General features: G+C 50.6%; 12 protein-coding genes. 8 read left to right on the top strand and 4 right to left on the bottom strand.

Annotated elements, in window-relative coordinates; translation table 11 throughout:
• Positions 1-319 precede the first annotated feature (319 nt).
• Positions 320-517 carry a hypothetical protein gene (locus AC2FFE_RS18950; RefSeq protein ID WP_035262952.1) on the top strand — a complete coding sequence of 66 codons (198 nt, stop codon included), beginning with the start codon at positions 320-322 and terminating at the stop codon, positions 515-517.
• Between the two features lie 311 nt (positions 518-828).
• Here the strand turns inward: AC2FFE_RS18950 and AC2FFE_RS18945 are convergent, their stop codons facing one another.
• The 3 genes from AC2FFE_RS18945 to AC2FFE_RS18935 all read right to left on the bottom strand — a co-directional run bounded on the left by AC2FFE_RS18945 (position 829) and on the right by AC2FFE_RS18935 (position 5,515).
• Positions 829-2,196, bottom strand: a complete 1,368-nt coding sequence (locus AC2FFE_RS18945; protein ID WP_496847389.1) for an exonuclease domain-containing protein — start codon at positions 2,194-2,196, stop codon at positions 829-831.
• 77 nt (positions 2,197-2,273) lie between these two features.
• Positions 2,274-4,301, bottom strand: coding sequence for a DNA phosphorothioation-associated putative methyltransferase (locus AC2FFE_RS18940; protein ID WP_496847388.1), 2,028 nt, complete (start codon positions 4,299-4,301; stop codon positions 2,274-2,276).
• Positions 4,302-4,372: 71 nt separating this feature from the next.
• Entirely contained in the window at positions 4,373-5,515 is a 1,143-nt protein-coding gene (locus tag AC2FFE_RS18935) for a cysteine desulfurase family protein (protein ID WP_496847387.1), read from the bottom strand.
• A 126-nt stretch (positions 5,516-5,641) separates the two neighbouring features.
• Here AC2FFE_RS18935 and AC2FFE_RS18930 point away from each other — a divergent pair, with 126 nt between their 5' ends.
• The 6 genes from AC2FFE_RS18930 (at position 5,642) to AC2FFE_RS18905 (ending at position 15,361) form a co-directional block, all read left to right on the top strand.
• The gene (locus AC2FFE_RS18930) at positions 5,642-6,583 is read left to right on the top strand and encodes a DUF4007 family protein (RefSeq protein ID WP_496847386.1); all 942 of its coding nucleotides are present in this window, start codon (positions 5,642-5,644) and stop codon (positions 6,581-6,583) included.
• Entirely contained in the window at positions 6,573-9,923 is a 3,351-nt protein-coding gene (locus tag AC2FFE_RS18925) for a hypothetical protein (RefSeq protein ID WP_496847385.1), read from the top strand. Before AC2FFE_RS18930 ends, AC2FFE_RS18925 begins: the two co-directional genes overlap by 11 nt.
• On the top strand, positions 9,916-10,755 hold the full coding sequence (locus AC2FFE_RS18920) for a phosphoadenosine phosphosulfate reductase domain-containing protein (protein WP_496847384.1): 840 nt from the start codon (positions 9,916-9,918) through the stop codon (positions 10,753-10,755). The genes AC2FFE_RS18925 and AC2FFE_RS18920 overlap by 8 nt, the downstream gene beginning before the upstream one ends.
• A gap of 265 nt (positions 10,756-11,020) precedes the next feature.
• Positions 11,021-12,682 (top strand): DEAD/DEAH box helicase, encoded by a 1,662-nt coding sequence (locus AC2FFE_RS18915; RefSeq protein WP_496847383.1) that lies wholly within the window; start codon positions 11,021-11,023, stop codon positions 12,680-12,682.
• Positions 12,682-14,448 (top strand): ATP-binding protein, encoded by a 1,767-nt coding sequence (locus AC2FFE_RS18910; RefSeq protein ID WP_496847382.1) that lies wholly within the window; start codon positions 12,682-12,684, stop codon positions 14,446-14,448. Before AC2FFE_RS18915 ends, AC2FFE_RS18910 begins: the two co-directional genes overlap by 1 nt.
• 1 nt (position 14,449) lies before the next feature.
• Positions 14,450-15,361, top strand: a complete 912-nt coding sequence (locus tag AC2FFE_RS18905) for a phospholipase D family protein (protein WP_496847381.1) — start codon at positions 14,450-14,452, stop codon at positions 15,359-15,361.
• 75 nt (positions 15,362-15,436) lie between these two features.
• On the opposite strand, the gene AC2FFE_RS18900 is transcribed toward AC2FFE_RS18905, so the two are convergent.
• Entirely contained in the window at positions 15,437-16,477 is a 1,041-nt protein-coding gene (locus AC2FFE_RS18900) for a class I SAM-dependent methyltransferase (protein ID WP_496847380.1), read from the bottom strand.
• Between the two features lie 552 nt (positions 16,478-17,029).
• On the opposite strand from AC2FFE_RS18900, the gene AC2FFE_RS18895 reads away from it, so the two are divergent.
• Complete coding sequence (locus tag AC2FFE_RS18895) at positions 17,030-17,410, top strand: ArdC-like ssDNA-binding domain-containing protein (protein WP_496847379.1); 381 nt, start codon at positions 17,030-17,032, stop codon at positions 17,408-17,410.
• Positions 17,411-17,454 lie beyond the last annotated feature (44 nt).

The following is a 17,454-nucleotide window of genomic DNA, read 5'->3' as shown; positions in this document are numbered from 1 at the left end:
GAAGCGCAAATCTAGAAAAATTACGCTGCAGCGTAAGATGTCGAGAATAGTGGCCGCCGCGATCTTTGAAGTTTCTGCGCCCTTTTGGAGCAGGTTGACGAGACCAGTTAAATTCTGAGTGCCAAATCCGTTCCTCAACGCCGTGTTTCCGATTGCTGAACATAAGCGGGCAGCCGTGTCCGACGCGGGGCAAGCCCCGCTTCAACAAGAAAATTCCTCTGCGCCAGCGCATTCCTCGCGAGGCAAGTTTCTCGCTGACAGCCCCTTGGTGCTAGCTTTGGTCATGTTCATCGAAACACTCAAAGTGAGGATCAAAAAAATGGCTACTCAAACTCTGAAACTGAACGTCAAATCAGGCGAAAAAGACGGCAAGAACTTCTGGGACCGCTGCGGCGTCCTCTTCGTCAACACCGACGATAGCGGCAACATCACGTCGATCAACGTCAAACACAGCATGTTCCCCGACGTCGAAATGGTCGCCTTTCCGCGCCGGGACGAAGATCCAGTCACCGAGTGACCTTAGCGCCAGGGCGGGTTTTCCGCCCTGGCTTTTTGCAAGGGCGGTAACGCTTAGCTGCATTTCAGATTTCTCTTTAAATTTTCAATGTATAACGGAAAAAGCTAAGGCGATTGAGTGTGGAAACATCTACACCAATCCAGGCGCGTGTTGTGATCTGAATCTATGAGCCGGGCTTTGGCTCGATCGCAATAGGCGCTCTACAGGTTTCGTTTTTGGGGCCAATTCACAACAGTGCTTCTGGTGAGCCAAGACCCAGACAATAGATTAGGGGATGGTAGAGGTGAAGCGCCGTGCTCGTTGGCGCAAACCTATGCGCCGATTTCTGAGATTCGTGCGTGATAGAAGTCTTGAAGTGCACAAATCCGATCCTGGTCGAGCACCTGACCACTAACAATCTCTTGGAGCTGTTCCGCTACCGTTGCCTTAGTCATCCATGGCGTGGATGGCTCGTTGGTCAACCAGCGATCTCGGATCGCAGCGCTTGCCGCTGATCGGTAGTTCATGGACGCAAACTCTGGGGCGTTGGAGAAGATAAGCCGCATACCCAGTTGCTTCAGGCGGATGTCGCTCAGGTTAGCGACAAGACTAGAGCGGTCACGCCAGTCGGCTGAAGCGAAATCCTCAAGGACCCGCTTGTCATCGGCGCTGTAGAAGCCGTCGTAGATCAACTGTTCGACGTGTTGGGAAGGCTCTTTATCCGCATAGCGATCGGCCAAAGCCAGCCCCACTCGTTTCTGAAATTCAGGGTGCGCAGAAACTAACTGGGCAAGCGAACTATGCGCAGCGCTCGGGTTGGCCACGGGAAAGACGTTCGGGACTTTGTTTATCGCAATCGTCCGTATCAGCTTGGGTGATGCAGCGACCGCTTTTGCAAGATCTCGATCATTGGCATCGATGATCGACGCATCGCAGAGGTCCAGGTCGAGGAACGCCATTGAGTTCTTGTTCTGCGGGTTTGCGCCGGCGTAAGCACCGAAATAGGATCGTGGTGGTGCCGCGCCAAATCGTTCGATCAGGCACACGGGATGCCCGCTTTGCAGCAACCGATAAACGTGGTGTTTGTCGCGGTTCAACAAGCATTGATCCCAAACGGCAGGGGCACGCTTGCGAATGAGTGACGCGATATGGATCGTTGCCTCTACGTCGCCGAGGGCATCGTGGGCGTCATGATTGGCAAAGCCGTTTGCCGGAGCGAGACGATCCAGTTTGAAGCTTTCGCGTCCAAGATCATCTATTGGCCATTCGAGGGCGTCTGGCTGGCGTTTCCGGACTGCGTAGACCACCTTCATGAGATCTAGGCGGTCATTGTTGTCAAACTGGGTTTGATACAAGTTGGGATGAAGATTTTGATAGAATGACTGCCTGAGGAACTCTTCGTCAAAGGCAAGTGTGTTGTATCCGGCCCATGTCGCTGGAGCCCAGCGTTTGATTAGATCAACTATCTGATGTGAAAACTCAAACCAGGATGGCAGGCTAGGGTCCATCAGCTGATCTGGTGAGATCCCCGTAACAGCGAGCGCCCATGGTGCTGGAAGTATGTGAGGCGCGAGCTTGCAGCGAATATCTACGCGCTCAACTTGGTTGAAGTCGTCATCCGTCAGGATCGCCGCAAACTGTAAGGGCTGGTCGAAAGCGGGTGATGTCCCCGTGGTTTCAAGGTCGTAAAATGCAAACATAAGTGACTACTACCTGCCTTATACCGCCAAAGTCCAATTCCTACCGGCCTTAGCGACGAAGCCTAAGGATGCTTAATCTAGCTGGGAATTCTCACGCCAGCCTTGAGGAGGGTCTGAGCAAACTCCCGAAAACTTGGTCCCTCATTGCTGAAATTGAGAGTATTCAAGTCTAAGACTTCCTGATCAAATGCTTTCTGCGCCGCTTGCCGAGGATCAGTCTCTTTCATGTAGCGGGATTTTAGATACAGAAGTCGGACGTCATTGTCTGCAGAATGGTCGATGATGGAAACGTCGAAGGTGTCGAACTCGACTTTCACTCGGGTCATCAAACGAGGCAAGAAGGACGTCTCAAATTCGGCATAGGTCAGCGCAGTCAGCTTTCGGCTGGTAATGTGAATTCTCAGCAGAGTTGTTTCGGACAGATCACCCGCTAGCCTTTCAGCGAGAGCTACGAACCCTCGAAGCCTGACGGACAGTTCTTGGAGCCTATCAGTGGGAAATTGAAATCTGTCCTGTTCTAATTGACCGATTCCAGCAGCGGCTGCTGTTTCAGCATCTTCTAGGAGAAGGTCCCGGTTGCCGATCGAATAGAGGAGCGCTTGTCCAGATTCCTGCGCTCTTTTGTGGCTGCCAAAGAAAGCACGAATATCGCGCCTTAGTTCAGGAGGAAATGAGCCATACGATTTTCTTTGAGAGAATGCATGCATTGCGAAGTGAAGGCTTAGATCTTCAGTTCTTGTGGCGACGATTCCTTCAAGTTCCTCGTGACCTATTTCTGCAATTGCCTGACTTGCCGCATACTGAAGGCCTTGCTTTGATCGCGAAAGCTTTGTCACAAGGCTTTTGGGAAGTTCTGAGATGTCGGGCTGACGGCCAAAGGCCCTGATCTCAACAGCAAGGTCTCGGATGGTTGTTTTGTTGAGCTTGTCGTTAGGGTTTTTTGGGGTGCCTTTTCTCGATGCACTTGGTTTTGGAACGGAGCGATACTCACGGCCTTTGAAGCCTATTTGACGCCTTAGTAGGTATCTTTGCTCTTCCAGCTCGTCCCGAAAGACCAAAAATATACCTTGGCCTACGGCCAAGGGTTCGACATTCAAAATGCTTACGATGAAGTCTTTGAGTTCTGCTTGGGTATAGTACTTTTGGAACGTCTGTCGGGACGTCAAGTATCCGTCGCGGTAGGGCCGCACGCCACTCAGGTCAGCCTTGCCGTACAACATGACGGATACGGCCAAGCAGAGCTCCGTTAGGCTGAAGGCGCGCCTAAGTGCCTCTGCCCGCTCTTCAGGATCTTCGATTACGTTGAGGACAAATCCAAGATTGGTGATTTGGCTCTTTTTTAGAGTACTGGGATTTGGTCGATAGTGGGGATCCCAACCTTCGACGGTATAGCCATCAGACTGTAGGGCTCCGATGTCATCACCTTGACCGCATCCATAGTCCAAAACGGTTCTATCGCGACGGATCAGACCACTTGTAAACAGCAGGTACATTGGCGCTGAGAGCGCAGCTCGCGTGATCGCCGTTTTGTGGCGCTCAACAGTGTTTTTCTCTGGGCCATTCTTGTCATCGGCTGATTTCTTGGCGGACTCTTCTGAGATCAAATCGCTCTGCACGATGCGTGGACCTTCGACGGTCAATCCGGCTTCAGCCAATGTCTTCATCCAAATCCGCCGCGTTCCCTTGTTTGCCATGTTCTTAAAGAGCCCCTTGCTCTCTAAGAACTGCGTCAGCTTTGCAAAGTCATCTCTTAGCGGATGATCCGGGGCTAGGAGTAGCTCCTTTCTGTGGAGAATGGGTGGGTTTGCGTCAGAATATTTTCTCAGTTTTGCGCCTTCTTCCGAGAGGTTGACGAGTAGGCTTGCCCGCAGCTCTGGAAAAGCCACGGCGCTGAAGTCTTGATAGTCCAAAAACGAGAAGGTCTGGTCGTTTTGCCCCGAGATCTTCAACACTGACCATTGGAAATCTTCCGGAACACTTTGCAGTGCAAGGCTCAGCTTATCCTTTGCGCTCGACTGAAGGTGATCGACCGCGCTACGGTGCACGTAGATTGCCTGGCCTACCTTTTTTCCAACCGCATTTTTTTGAGATTTATTGTTTTGCAAGTTTCACCCCTCGGGTTGGATCTTTCTAAAGGCTCTTTTGAAACATCCTACCTGACCGAGGGGCGATCGATCTAGAGGACTGCTATGATGGCCTCTGCGGCTTCTAGAACTTCATCCGATGTATTGGTGTGCCCAAAACTAAAGCGTATGGAGGCTTGCGCTTCATCCGATGTGAGCCCGATTGCACGGAGGACGTAGCTTGGTTCCGAAATTCCCGAAGAGCAGGCCGAACCTGTAGAAGCTGACACGATGGGTTGTAGCCGTTGGAGCATTTCTCCCGCATCGCGTCCTTCGAACCTTAGATTCGCATTGCCAGGATGACGGGAGCAAAGCTTATCTCCATTCAATCCAATATGGTCGCGGTTAGATTGCAGTTTGTCTACGAAGAGATCTCGTAGACCTGCGACCCGCGCTCTCAAAGCAGATCCGGCTTCAGAGGAATGGAACTCCGCCGCTGAGCCAAGACCAACACACAAGGGAAGGGGCAGTGTGCCGGACCGAAGCCCACCCTCTTGCCCACCTCCGTGAAACAGAGGTTCAATCCGGTTTTTCAGCTCTCGGCTCACATAGAGCGCCCCAACACCCATTGGCCCACCAAATTTATGCCCCGACAGACTAACCATGTCAGCCATATCTGCAAATTCTTGGAGGTTGACTGCGCTTGGTGCCTGCGCGAAGTCGGAGTGGAGGAATGCGCCCATATCACGGCAAAGTGCTGATATTGAAGCAAGATCTTGGATGGTCCCGATCTCATTGTTGACCAATGCCACGCTTACCAAAAGAACATCCTCGCTTAGCATGTCTCGCAGTTTGTCGAGGTCGACGTGGCCTTTCCCGTTGACCGAAATCTCTCGAACCGCACATCCTTTTGTCTGAGCTACATAGGCGGCACTTTCCAATACGCACTTATGCTCCGTCGCTGAAACAAGGATTGTCGTGCGCTGACTTTGCCGTTGCTCCGGAGTGCTCAGACCCTTGATGGCAAGATTGTTCGCCTCTGTAGCGCCGGATGTAAAAATGATCTCATCCGGATCGACTCCAAGGAGGTTGGCCACTTTGGCCCTCGAAGTCTCGGTAGCCTTATTCGCGGACCACCCTATGGAATGCTCGGAGGAGTGCGGGTTGCCATGGAACTCAGTCCAAAACGGTTGCATTGCGGCCCGAACTGTTGGCAGCATCGGAGTGCTTGCTTGATGATCAAGGTATATGGTCAAAGGGTTTTCCTGCCAAATCGAAGGTTATCTGTAGACCAAGCTTGATCCTGGGGTCAAGCACCAGGTCGTCGTTGACCATCCCCTCGGAAGATCGCTATAACAACCACCAAGCGGGGTAGCAGATTTATGAAAAAGCAAACAACATTTACACAGGATTACAAGCCGCAGTTCTCCGGCCACGAGACCTTTCCGTTGCGCTACGGATGGTTGGAAAAAGCTTTCGAAGCTGTTGATGCTAGTGGCCTGAATAACAACAGGATTTTTTCAGAGAGTGAGGCGATTGCGCATTTTGGCGTGGGCAAGAACATGGTGGCGGCAATTCGATTTTGGGCACAGGTCGCAGGTATTCTCACAACGGATGGCAAGGATGTAAGAACGACCGAATTTGGTCAGCAGTTACTTGGCCCCAATGGGTGCGATCCATACCTTGAAAGCGCTTCGTCTCTTTGGAAAATCCACTGGGATATTGCCTCCAATCCTAAGCATACAGCCACCTATTGGTTGTTCAATATTTTCAATGAACCCAACTTTGACCGCGATACTGTTCTACGAAGACTGATGGAGTTTATTGGTCAGCGTGGTTGGAAATTGCCAACAGAGAAGACGTTGTCAAACGATATAAGCGTCTTATTGGCTAACTACGTGCCTAGCGTCCCGAAGCGGGGCCCTAGCGAAGAGGCATTCAATTCGCCGCTGACCGAGCTGGGATTAATACGGCGGCGCTCAAATGGAAAATTCAGTATGAACTTAGGGCGAAAGCCAGGCCTGTCTAACGGCGTATTCCTCTATGCGGTGTGCGATTTTTGGGAGCGAATATCTTCCGCAAACACGCTTAGCGTTCAGTCGATGTTACTAGAGCCCGGGTCTCCTGGAAGGGTTTTCGTTCTTGAGGAGGGTGAGCTGATTGATCGGTTGGCAGATGTCGCTGATATGACCGACGGTTTGATTTCTTGGTCTGAGACAGCTGGATTGAAACAACTTCTGAGACAAGAGGAGTTTCCTCAGGGTCTTGCAGAGAACCTGTGGTCCTCCGATGTTTCTGCGTTGAGAGGTTCATATGCCGCTTAATGAAATTGTCTCGGTGAATGGGCGCTTCCTGCGATCTGTTCGAATTGATCAAGATGACCGCAATGAAGCCCTCGAGGGTTTTGTCTTCTCGTCATCAGTACGGGAAATCCTCAGAAATTTTTCGCATCAGCAATTTGAGAGCGGGCAAGGTGCCTTCACTTGGACTGGTCCGTATGGGAGCGGGAAGTCGAGCCTCGCACTCGCTCTCTCCGCGTTGTTGAGTGGTAGTAAGCAAGAACGCGCGACGGCTGCGAGCAAGACTGATCCGGAGTTTGCAAAGGAACTATGGAAGTTACTCCCTCCGAAGAGAGATGGCTGGAAATGTGTGTCGGTCGTTGGGCGCAGCATGGAACCCTTCCAGTTGATCGGTGATGGTATCAAGGATGCAGGGCTTGCGGCACGCCAAAGGAAGTTTGATACGCCTGAAAAAGTCATTGAGTACTTGCAGTATTTGGCCGCTGACGACCGTGAACATTCTGGAGGTTTAGTCCTCTTTTTGGATGAAATGGGGAAGCTACTTGAGCACGCGGCATCCTCAACAGGAGATGCATATTTCTTCCAACTGCTTGGTGAAGCGGCGTCGAGAAGCGGTGGCCGCCTTATCGTTGTGGGTATCCTTCATCAATCCTTCCAAGAATATGCGAGCCGCTTGGCGCGCGACATCAAAGATGAGTGGGGAAAGATCCAAGGTCGCTTCATCGACATTCCCGTAAATGTATCTGGCGATGAACAGATTGAATTGGTGAGCAAGGCGATTATCGCTTCAGAGCAGCCGGATAGCGCTAGACGGAACGCAGAGGCGGCCGCGGAACTACTTGCCGGCGTTCGACGTGGCGCGTCCGTAGTTTCGAAAGAGTTGCTTGCTAGTGCATGGCCACTCAACCCGCTTGTTACACTGGTGCTAGGGCCTGCATCGCGACGGAGCTATGGGCAAAACCAGCGTAGCATCTTCAGTTTCCTAGGCTCGTCCGAGCTGTTCGGCTTTCAGGAGTACCTTGAGAAGGCGAGCAAAGAAGATCCGAAAGACTACGGACTTGCTGATTTTTGGGATTATCTCGATTTCAATCTGCAAGCTGCGATCGCCGTGTCTTTGGACAGCCATCACTTTGCAAATGCGAGGGATGCAATTGCGCGGTGGGAAGCGAAAGATGGCGGTGAGATCGGTGTGCAGCTGCTAAAGTCGCTAGCCATTTTGGAACTGACGCAAAAGCAGACCGGAGTAGGTGCGACGCTGGGCGCACTTTGCCTGTCAATAAATCAAACAAGTGTTGCGGTAGAGGAGCTCTTGTCAGAACTTGAGGCGGCGTCGATTGTTGTTTTTCGAAAGTTCAGGGGCACATACTCTCTCTTTGACGGGAGCGACTTTGACATTGAAGTGGCGTTGGATGAGGCATTGAGAGAAAGATCAGACTTCGACCTCAGCTCAATCTCAAACGCTTTATCTTCACCCAATATCGTCGCGAAACGGCACTACCGTGAAACTGGTGCTCTGCGCTGGTGCGAACTCAAGGTACTGCTCGAAAGCCAAGTCGAGAACTATGTTGCTAGCTTTACAACTACAAATGGATGCTTTGGCGCATTCATCATTGCGCTGGACGATGCGACGCCAAGCATTGTTGAAGATTTTGGTGAGTATGGGTGGGGGGGCGACTTTGCGGTTGTGAGGTCTGAAAAATCGAAGAACCTTGTGGCGCTCGCACGAGAGCACTCCGCTTTGAAGGATATCTTGGCATCGAACCCCGAGATTCATCGAGACAAAATCGCGCGCAGAGAGCTTACCGATCGTATCGAGGCGATTGGGGGTAGGATTGAGCATGAAGTCTGGCAATTGATCGCAAGCGCAGAATGGGAAACCGGAATTGATGATCTCCCGATTTCCGCGCGCCGAAACCTCACAGTTTTGGCCTCAGAAATGGCAGACCGTCGGTTTTCGCAGTCGCCCAAACTAAACAACGAACTGCTGAACCGCACCAAGCCCTCGGCATCGGCCAATTCAGCGCTCAAGCTGTTACTGCATGCTGCCGTCCTTAAAGAAGGTATTCCGGGGCTTGGGTTTAAGAAGTTCCCAGCGGAAAAAGCTCTGTTCGTATCGCTCGTTGAAGCCAACGAGCTATACGTGCAGGAGGGTGACAGTTGGCAGTTTGTGCCGCCTTCAGGAGAGGACCCCGCAAATCTGTTGCCCATTTGGAAAGCAACGAAAGACTTCTTGAAGAAGCGTGGTAACCGCAACGTACAACTTACTGATGTTTATGACCTATGGCGGGCACCTCCCTTTGGGTTGAAGGACGGTTTGATGCCATTCCTTGCTGTGCTGTTCATGCTAGCTGAACGCCGGAACCTGTCACACTATCGGGAAGGTATTTTTCTATCGACTATTTCGGATGTCGACGTGGACTACGTCCTGAGAGCGCCACAAATGGTCCAGCTGCGCTGGATCGAAATGAACCGAACGACCAAGAGGCTACTTACTGAACTTGCAAACGCAGTCGGTGAAGTTGTGGATAAACCGATCTCAACGCTAAGTCCGCTAGAAGTTGGACGCGCGCTCATCGCAGCATACGAAACTTCAGCACCGTGGGTTCAACGAACCGCGCGCCTTCCTGAGCACGCAAAAAAAGTCAGGGCGCTCTTCAAGCGATCTAATGACCCACAGAAGTTCGCGTTTGATGACATCCCTGGTCTCTACGGACAGGACATCGACATTCTAACAGATCAAGGGATCTTTGAGATCGCTCAAAACATCAAGGAAGGTCTCATTGAAATCCGTGTAGCTTACCCTGCAATGCTCAACAGAATGCGCGAACACATTTTGAATGAGTTACAAGTTCACGGACGAACTGCGAAAGCGTACCGAGAGCTGAATGAGCGCGCGAAGAATATCCGAGATGTTGCAGGTGACTTGCGGCTTCGATCTTTTATCACCCAGCTAACAAGCTTCGGAGATGATTTACAGTCGATGGAGGCACTAGCGGGGTTGGGCATCAATAAGCCCCCCAAAGCTTGGATTGATAGCGACATAGACCGGGCAATTGTTCAACTCACATTGCTTGCGCAACAGTTCAACCAACACGAGTCTGTCGCGCGAGTGGCTGGGCGGAAGGACAAGCGCTCTGCTATGGCGTTGATTGTCAGCGTTGATGATCGGCCCACGCCTGTGATGGAGGAATTCGATGTTTTGGACTCCGACGATGAGGAAGTGAATAACCTCAGTAATAAGATTGAAGAGGTATTGCAGCAGGCTGCGGAAGGCACCGGTAGAAACGTGATCCTGGCTGCTTTGGCAAGAGTTGGTGCTGCGAGGATTAAACAATCAGGCGCAAGAGAGGAAGTAGATGGCTGACAAGGTAAAACATGTTCTAGGCTTGTCTGGAGGCAAAGATAGTTCAGCCCTCGCGATCTACATGAGCCAGGCTCACCCCGAACTCGATATTGAGTATTTCTTCACTGACACGGGCGAAGAGCTAGATGAGGTTTATGAGTACCTAGCGATGCTCGAGGGGTTTCTCGGCAAGAAGATCCGGTACTTGGATCCAGGGCGAGATTTTAAGTTCTACCTTGCCCAGTACAATCAATTCCTTCCATCAGCCCAAACGCGTTGGTGTACGAAAGACCTAAAGATTAAGCCCTTTGAGAAGTGGGTGAAATCTGAATTCACGGAGCAGGGGTACACAGTCTATAGTTATGTCGCAATCCGGGCTGATGAAGATTTTCGCCAAGGTTTGAACTCGAAAAACGGAAGATTGATTACCAAGTTGCCTTTCAAAGACGATGGTATCGACAAGGCTGGCGTTTTCGAAATTCTTGAGAACTCGGGACTTGGCCTTCCAGCATACTATGATTGGCGTTCCAGGAGTGGCTGCACGTTTTGTTTCTTTCAGCAAAAAATTGAATGGGTTGGCCTAAAAGAGCGTCACCCTGAAGCCTTCGAGAGGGCTAAGCAAATGGAGAAAACCTCTCTCGACCACGGGTCGCCGTTTTCATGGAGTGAAGGGGAGACACTGCTTGAACTGGAAAAACCTGAACGCATCGCTCAAATCCGCGCAGATCATGAAAAGCGTGTCGAAAGAGCTAAGGCGAAGAGGAAGGTTGATCCTCTACGGCCGGAACAAGGCGCAGTTGATCTAGATGAGATTTATGGCCAGCAAAAGGTTTGTTTGGCCTGCCATAAATGATCTGATGTAGGATTTTTCAGGACGCAGCGTTGAAGGTTTTTGGAAGCGGGTTCGCGGGTACTCACCGTCAGATTGTTTCGTATGAACCTAAAATTGGGTCTTGTTCCCTCAACAGATCACCGAGCTCGCATTTAGGGGCCGTCGATGAAAAAGCATTTCCCTTCAGGGGCTTTACCAAGCAGCGAAATCTGTCAAAGTGTGCCGAAAGCGTACATCCTTGGGGCGCGCTGCTTGCGTGTAGAAAATCGAGAGAGTGGAAAACAAGATGAGTTCGAGCGCCGTAGTTGACGCCCTCGCAAGCATAGGTATCGCACGACTAGCGGCTTTTTGGGGTGAGAACCGATTAGAAGGGCTTTCAGAGCTCGGGGTTAGTACTCGACCTCGTGCGGTAGCTGAAGCCATGCTTTCTGAAAATGGGCTGGCTATCTTTAGGAAGCGAGACCTCAGAAACGCTGTTCTAGAAGTGTTTTCGCCACAAGTTATCCGAGACAAACTCGGCTCAGGGCCAGATGGTTGTTCTGTAACTATTCCACCGAATTTTACTTGGGGAAGAAATGAGGCTACGACCAATTTTCTAAAGCTGATGGACCTGAACATCGACGAAGCTTTCCCAAACGATTTGATGTCTGGCCCAGAACCGCATCTGCAAACACATATTGAAAAACCCCTATTCGATTATCAAAACAGCATTAGAAAACAGCTTGTTAGTTTTTCCTTTTTGGAGGCAGGTTCCCACGCCAATGCAACAAGCAGACGAATCGTTGCGCATATGCCGACAGGCTCGGGAAAAACACGAACAGCCATGGAATTCATTTCAGATTTCCTTCGGTTTAGCTGTTCACGTGAAAATCCCGTTGTGGTTTGGCTTGCTCATAGCGAAGAGCTCTGCGATCAGGCGGTTCAAACGTTCCTTAGCATTTGGACAAAACTAGGAACTGAGAATGCAAATGTTTACTCGATGTGGGGGGGCAGGAAGCCAGACAACATCGATCTAAGCAAGCCCTGCTTCATAGTTACTAGCTTTCAGAGTTGCTACTCTAGCATTCACTCAAACAAAAACGCTGATTTTGACCGATTTGCAGAAATTAGGCGCGAATGTAGTCTCCTGATTGTCGATGAGGCGCACATGTCGATGGCACCGACTTACAAAAAAGCAATAGAGTTTCTCTGTAACTCGAGCACTACGCTGATCGGCTTGACGGCTACGCCTGGTAGGCATCACGTTGGGGGTGATGTAACTCAAACTAAGGCTCTATCGGATTTTTATGGCAATAAAAAACTCACGATCGACCAGCGATTGACCGGCGAGAGAAACTCAATTGAGTACCTTCAGGATCGTGGGATTTTGTCATCTGTTGAACGTATGCGTCTCAACACCAGCGCTACTATTAATCTTGACGCTGAGGCAGTCAGGCTGATTTCAGATCTTTTAGACATTTCTCCCAAAGTGCTAGCAGAGTTAGGCAACAACGCGCAGAGGATGTTGGAAGTAGTTGCTGCCGTCGAAAAGCTTGCGCTAATCGATAAGAAACAGACCATCGTGTTTTGTCCATCGAAGCAGAATGCATCCGATATGGCACTGATCCTCAGGGAAAGAGGGTGCGCGGCAAGAGCGGTAACCGGCGAAACGCCACCGAGTGATCGGCGCGAGGCAATTGAAGATTTCAAAAACGGAAGTGTCAGGGTTCTAACGAATTTTGGTGTTTTGACAACGGGATTTGACGCACCAAAGACTGAGGCGGTTGTGATTGCGCGTCCGACAACGTCGGTCGTTCTTTATTCACAAATGGTGGGACGGGGCCTTAGAGGCAATTCAGTAGGTGGGACGTCTAGCTGCACTGTGGTGGATGTGGTTGATAATATTCTAAATTTACCCAACGTGCCGCAAGCGTTTACGTATTTTGATGAGCATTTCGGAGAAGCATAATGAACAAACAAGACAAGCCAGTGCAGATTGTTGATGCGTACTTAGCGCTCAATGCATTGCGCCAAGTTGGCTATCGAAACACGGCTACTGCTGTAGCTGAATTGGTTGATAACTCGATCGAGGCCGAGGCGAAAAAGATAACCATAGTTACGCTGTCAGCCAGAGAACCTGTAGCAAAGCGTACGGTGTACCGAGTCCAAAAAATAGCGGTTTTGGATGACGGGAAGGGGATGACACCGGATGAATTGGGGCGCTGTCTATCCCTGGGTTGGGGCACTCGACTAGATACCCGTGAAGGTCTCGGACGTTTTGGTTTTGGACTTAAAGGCTCGTCTCTTTCACAGGCGGAGCTTGTCGAGGTTTATTCGTGGCAAAATGGGGCGGTTTACAAGACGTATCTTGATCTACCGGAAGTCAAGGATGGCAAGCAACAGTATCTTAAAAGCGTTGAAGAGACTAGCCTTCCCAAGGAGATAGTTGAAGCGGTCGGAGGAAAGATCGGAAGCAGTGGCACGCTGGTCTTGTGGTCCAAACTGGATGGAGTGGATTTCAAACGCCCGTCGACTCTCTTTTCCCGGATGCAAGAAGAGCTCTGCCGCATTTATCGGCACTTCTTGGATGATAATGATGACTATGGCAAAAAACGTGATGTGAGCTTGGTGGACTTCGATCTAGACAATACCAAAGTCGAAGCGTCACATGAGTTAAAACCCAATGATCCTTTGTACCTTTTGGAGCCATCAAGCTGCCCAGACAGCGATGGAAAAGCTACGAACGTCGAGTTTGAGAAACCATATGCCATACCAGTTGAGTATGAGCAGGGAAAATTTTCGGACATTGAAATTCGCCTTAGTATAGCCAAGCCGGAGACCCAAAAAATGGGTGGTAACTCAAATCTCGGCAAGCACTACGCACGCAATACTGGTATCTCGTTTGTTCGAGCTGGCCGTGAGATAGACTTTGGTTCCTTTGGTTTTCTAGACAGTGATACCAGGCAGAGGTGGTGGGGCGTAGAAGTTCGTTTCAAGCCAGTTTTGGATGAGTTGTTTGGTGTTACTAACAACAAGCAGCAGATTCGAGGCTTCAAGAAACTAGACCCGAAACACGACGTCGAGCAGATTGAAGCCTTGAACGAAGCTGCGGAGGACCCGGAGAATTCTGGCCACTACAAATCTTCACTGCACCTTGAGCTCAATCGCAATCTCACAGTTAAGATCAATGCAATGTTGGACGTTATTAAAACACGGAAGGAAGGGAGTTCTGGCGACCCATCTAAAGCCAAACCTGACCCCGTTTCTGAAAAGGTAAATAAGGATGTGGCGGAGGATCACACTGAAACATCCTCAGACAAAGAGGCCGAGACCAAGTCGGAACAGGAGAAGCTGGCAGAACGTACACAATATGTTCTGGAAACTCGCCCAGAGCTTTCTGAAGAGGATGCCCAAGCGTTCGCCAAAGCAACGATTGACTACAAGGTTGACCTGAATAAGGGTAGTTGGCCTGGGACTATGTTCTTGGACCTGCAGTTCGTAGCAAATGCAGCGGTTGGAGTTATCAACACCCGTTCGCCATATTACGAAAAACTATGGCAACATGTCGAAGACTCTGGCGATGATCGAGCGCTCAGTGCTCTTGAAGTTTACACGATGGCTTATGTGCGTACTGAAGATGAGTTCAGGAAAACCCTAGATGGCGAAACTTTTGAGAAATTCCGTGATCGGTGGGGGTACTGGGTCTCAAAACTCTTAGAGAATATTGACGAGTAGAATGCTTCTCTTAGAAACTGGTGCTTTTAGACGAGAACTTGCGGATGCTTTGTCCTCAGCGGAGCAAGAAGTAATAGTTCTTAGCGCATTTGTTAAACTCGATGCGCTCAAGTGGCTTATTGATACAAGTAGAACTAGCAACCTTAAGATCGTATCTCGTTGGCAGCCGTCAGATCTGGTGGCTGGAGCTTCAGACCTGGAGTGCTTCTACCTCTGCGAGGAGGCTAATATTCCATTCGGGATATCGCGAAACCTCCATGGAAAAGTCTATATCGTGGATTCCAAGATCTTCATTGGAAGCGCAAATTTAACATCAAAGGGAATGTCCCTTTCGCATTTTGAGAACGACGAGTTTGGAACTGGGTTCGAATATGGTCACACAGAAAAGACCAAAGTTCGTGACTACCTCGGATCGGTAAACTGGCTAGATCGAGATACGGTCGAATTGATGGCTGATTTCTTGGCTAGCGTAGAATGCGAGAAGAGCGCCAACCCGAATGAATGGCCTCAACACATATCTGAACAACTTCGCCCCCAACCCATTGGAGTCTGGTTCCATGATCTTCCAATGTGTAGTTTAGACCAACTATTGGCTCAGTCTGCTGAACCGTCGGCAATAGAGCATGATCTCGATTTCTTGCGAAGCACTAAGGAAGCGGACGAAGATGAACTGTTGAAAGGCTTTATGTCGTCGAAAGTCTGTTTTTGGCTGGAAACACAATTGCATGACTACGGTGAGCTATCGTTTGGGAAGGTCACATCTTTGTTCCACAACCAACTCCTTGACGATCCTATGCCATATCGGAAGAGCATCAAGGAGGGCGTGGTAAACCTGTTCGATTGGGCTAGCAGGTGCAACTCAAAGTTTGAAGTGGTCAGGCCGCAGTACAGTCAGGTAATCCGCGCGGTGTAGTCGTGCGGAGTTCTTTACCGACCTGCATCGTAGGCACTTACAGTCTGGCTATCTTACTATAGGTATGATCCGATTTTATTGCTGAATGCTGAGTTCATACATCTTCCAGCTTATTTGAGCGCGCCCGAGAAGGTCATCGAAATCACCATGACTTAAGAGTTCGAAACCGGCTTGCTCTGCGGTCTCTTCAAACTCAGGGGCGTTGACTTCGTACATCCCACGATCTTCATCTTGCGGCCCAATTCTGAGTGAAACAAACGCTCTGCCACCGTCGGAAAGCAGTTCTCCAATGCGTGACAAAGAGGCCTTGCGTTGTTCCGGGGGGATGTGCATCCAAACAGCACTAGCTAAGATTATGTCAAAGCTGTTGGGCTTTAGGCGCGTGTTTTCGAGTTCTGGAAGTCGTGCGTCGATCCATTCGATAGCATCACCGGGATGAATGGCTTCAGCAATTTTGCGCATAGATGCAGACGGCTCTGCAGCGACAACTTTGTGGCCATGCTGAGCTAGCCAAGACGCATCTCGGCCGGTTCCAGAGCCAATATCAAGTATCGAAAGGGAATCATCACTCAAAGTCGTAACAAGAAACGGGTACGCGTCCTCGAAAGATATGGCTTCGTAACCGTCTGCCAAAGCAGCGGCATGTCTGTCGTAGAATTCAATGCCTGCGTCGCGGTTCATTTTTGTGCTTTCGCTTTTCCATTGGTATAGCTCTACCGACAGCAGCACGAAGCTTGCACCTGCCGCCCAATAAAGCAAGATTGAGAATGTTTGGCGAACACGTTGCTCTCCGGCGAAGAAACTAGCTATCCGCCCCATTCCGTCGTTTGGTGAACTAGCGTCTACAAACCCCTCTGGGTATGCGCGCTCGAGCTCATCTAGATAGCAGCGCATGACAAAGCGGAACCGGTAAAGTACTGCAGAAAATGCTAGATTTCCGACGACAGCGGTGCAGAGTAGGATGCTCGCCAAAAAGGGGTTGTCTTCAATTTTGGAAACGCCGAACCAAAGCCCCCCAGTCAACGTCATCGCCAAGACTGGGATCTGCCACATTATTTGGTTTAGAGAGCGAAACTGTTGATAGTTCTGCTCATATGCTTCCTTTTCGAGCGACATCCCCGTCACCTTTTTTGTGTCAATAGAATTGTTGTCTCATCAATTCAGAAATCTTGATTTTGACAAGGCGAAACGGATGCGCGCGTTGCTATCTGAGCTTCGCAACTTTCGTATCAAACGCGAAAGTTGATTTCAATGCGCCCGCGCTTTATCGCGCGGGCAAAGTTTCCCAGTAGACTGCACCGGAGCTCAACGGGCCGTTGGCCCGCTCACCCCGATCCAGGCATCATTCCCTTAGTTAGATCCGCCCAACATCCCTGACCGTGGCGGTCAACCTTAGTCCATCCCCAAAATCAGTCACCAATTTCCCCTGTCTCGCGGGCGAGCCATTCCTCGCGCGGCAAATTGGTGTCTGATTTTGGCGCAGACATTTTCTTCGCAAATGTGGCCGATTGACAGCCCCGTTCAGGGCCGTGGGTCGGGCTTTGCCCTCTCCCACTCTGTTCCGCCGAATACATGCGTATTCGGTCAGATCAGGTGGCCAAGACGCAGCCCATCGGCGGAAGGGGGCGTTAAGCCTCACCCGCGTCACTTTGATCGAGGAGGCCACAAATGGCACCGAAGTTTGATGTTTATGCCCATGTCACCGACACCATTATTGCAGAGATCGAGGCAGGCACGCCGCCATGGCGCAAGCCGTGGACTGGGAGCGCGTCCTGCATTGCCTTGCCGACACGGCACAACGGAGAGGAGTATCGCGGGATTAATATCCTGATGCTCTGGGTCATGGCAGCTAAGCACGGCTATGTGTCCAGCCGCTGGATGACCTACAAACAGGCACAGGAGCTGGGCGGCCAAGTCCGCAAAGGCGAAACGTCGTCGACCGTGGTCAAATACGGGACGTTCACCAGAGAGAACGAATTGGGCATCGAAGAGGAGTTGCCCTATGCGCGCGCCTATTGTCTGACGTCAGCACCTATGGGACAGATTTGAGGATTTGAACAACGGAGGGTTTCTGGTTCATCGTAGCCTTTAAG

Source organism: Ruegeria sp. YTSA168 (genome assembly GCF_059610045.1).
This window is presented reverse-complemented; position numbering and strand designations above follow the sequence as displayed.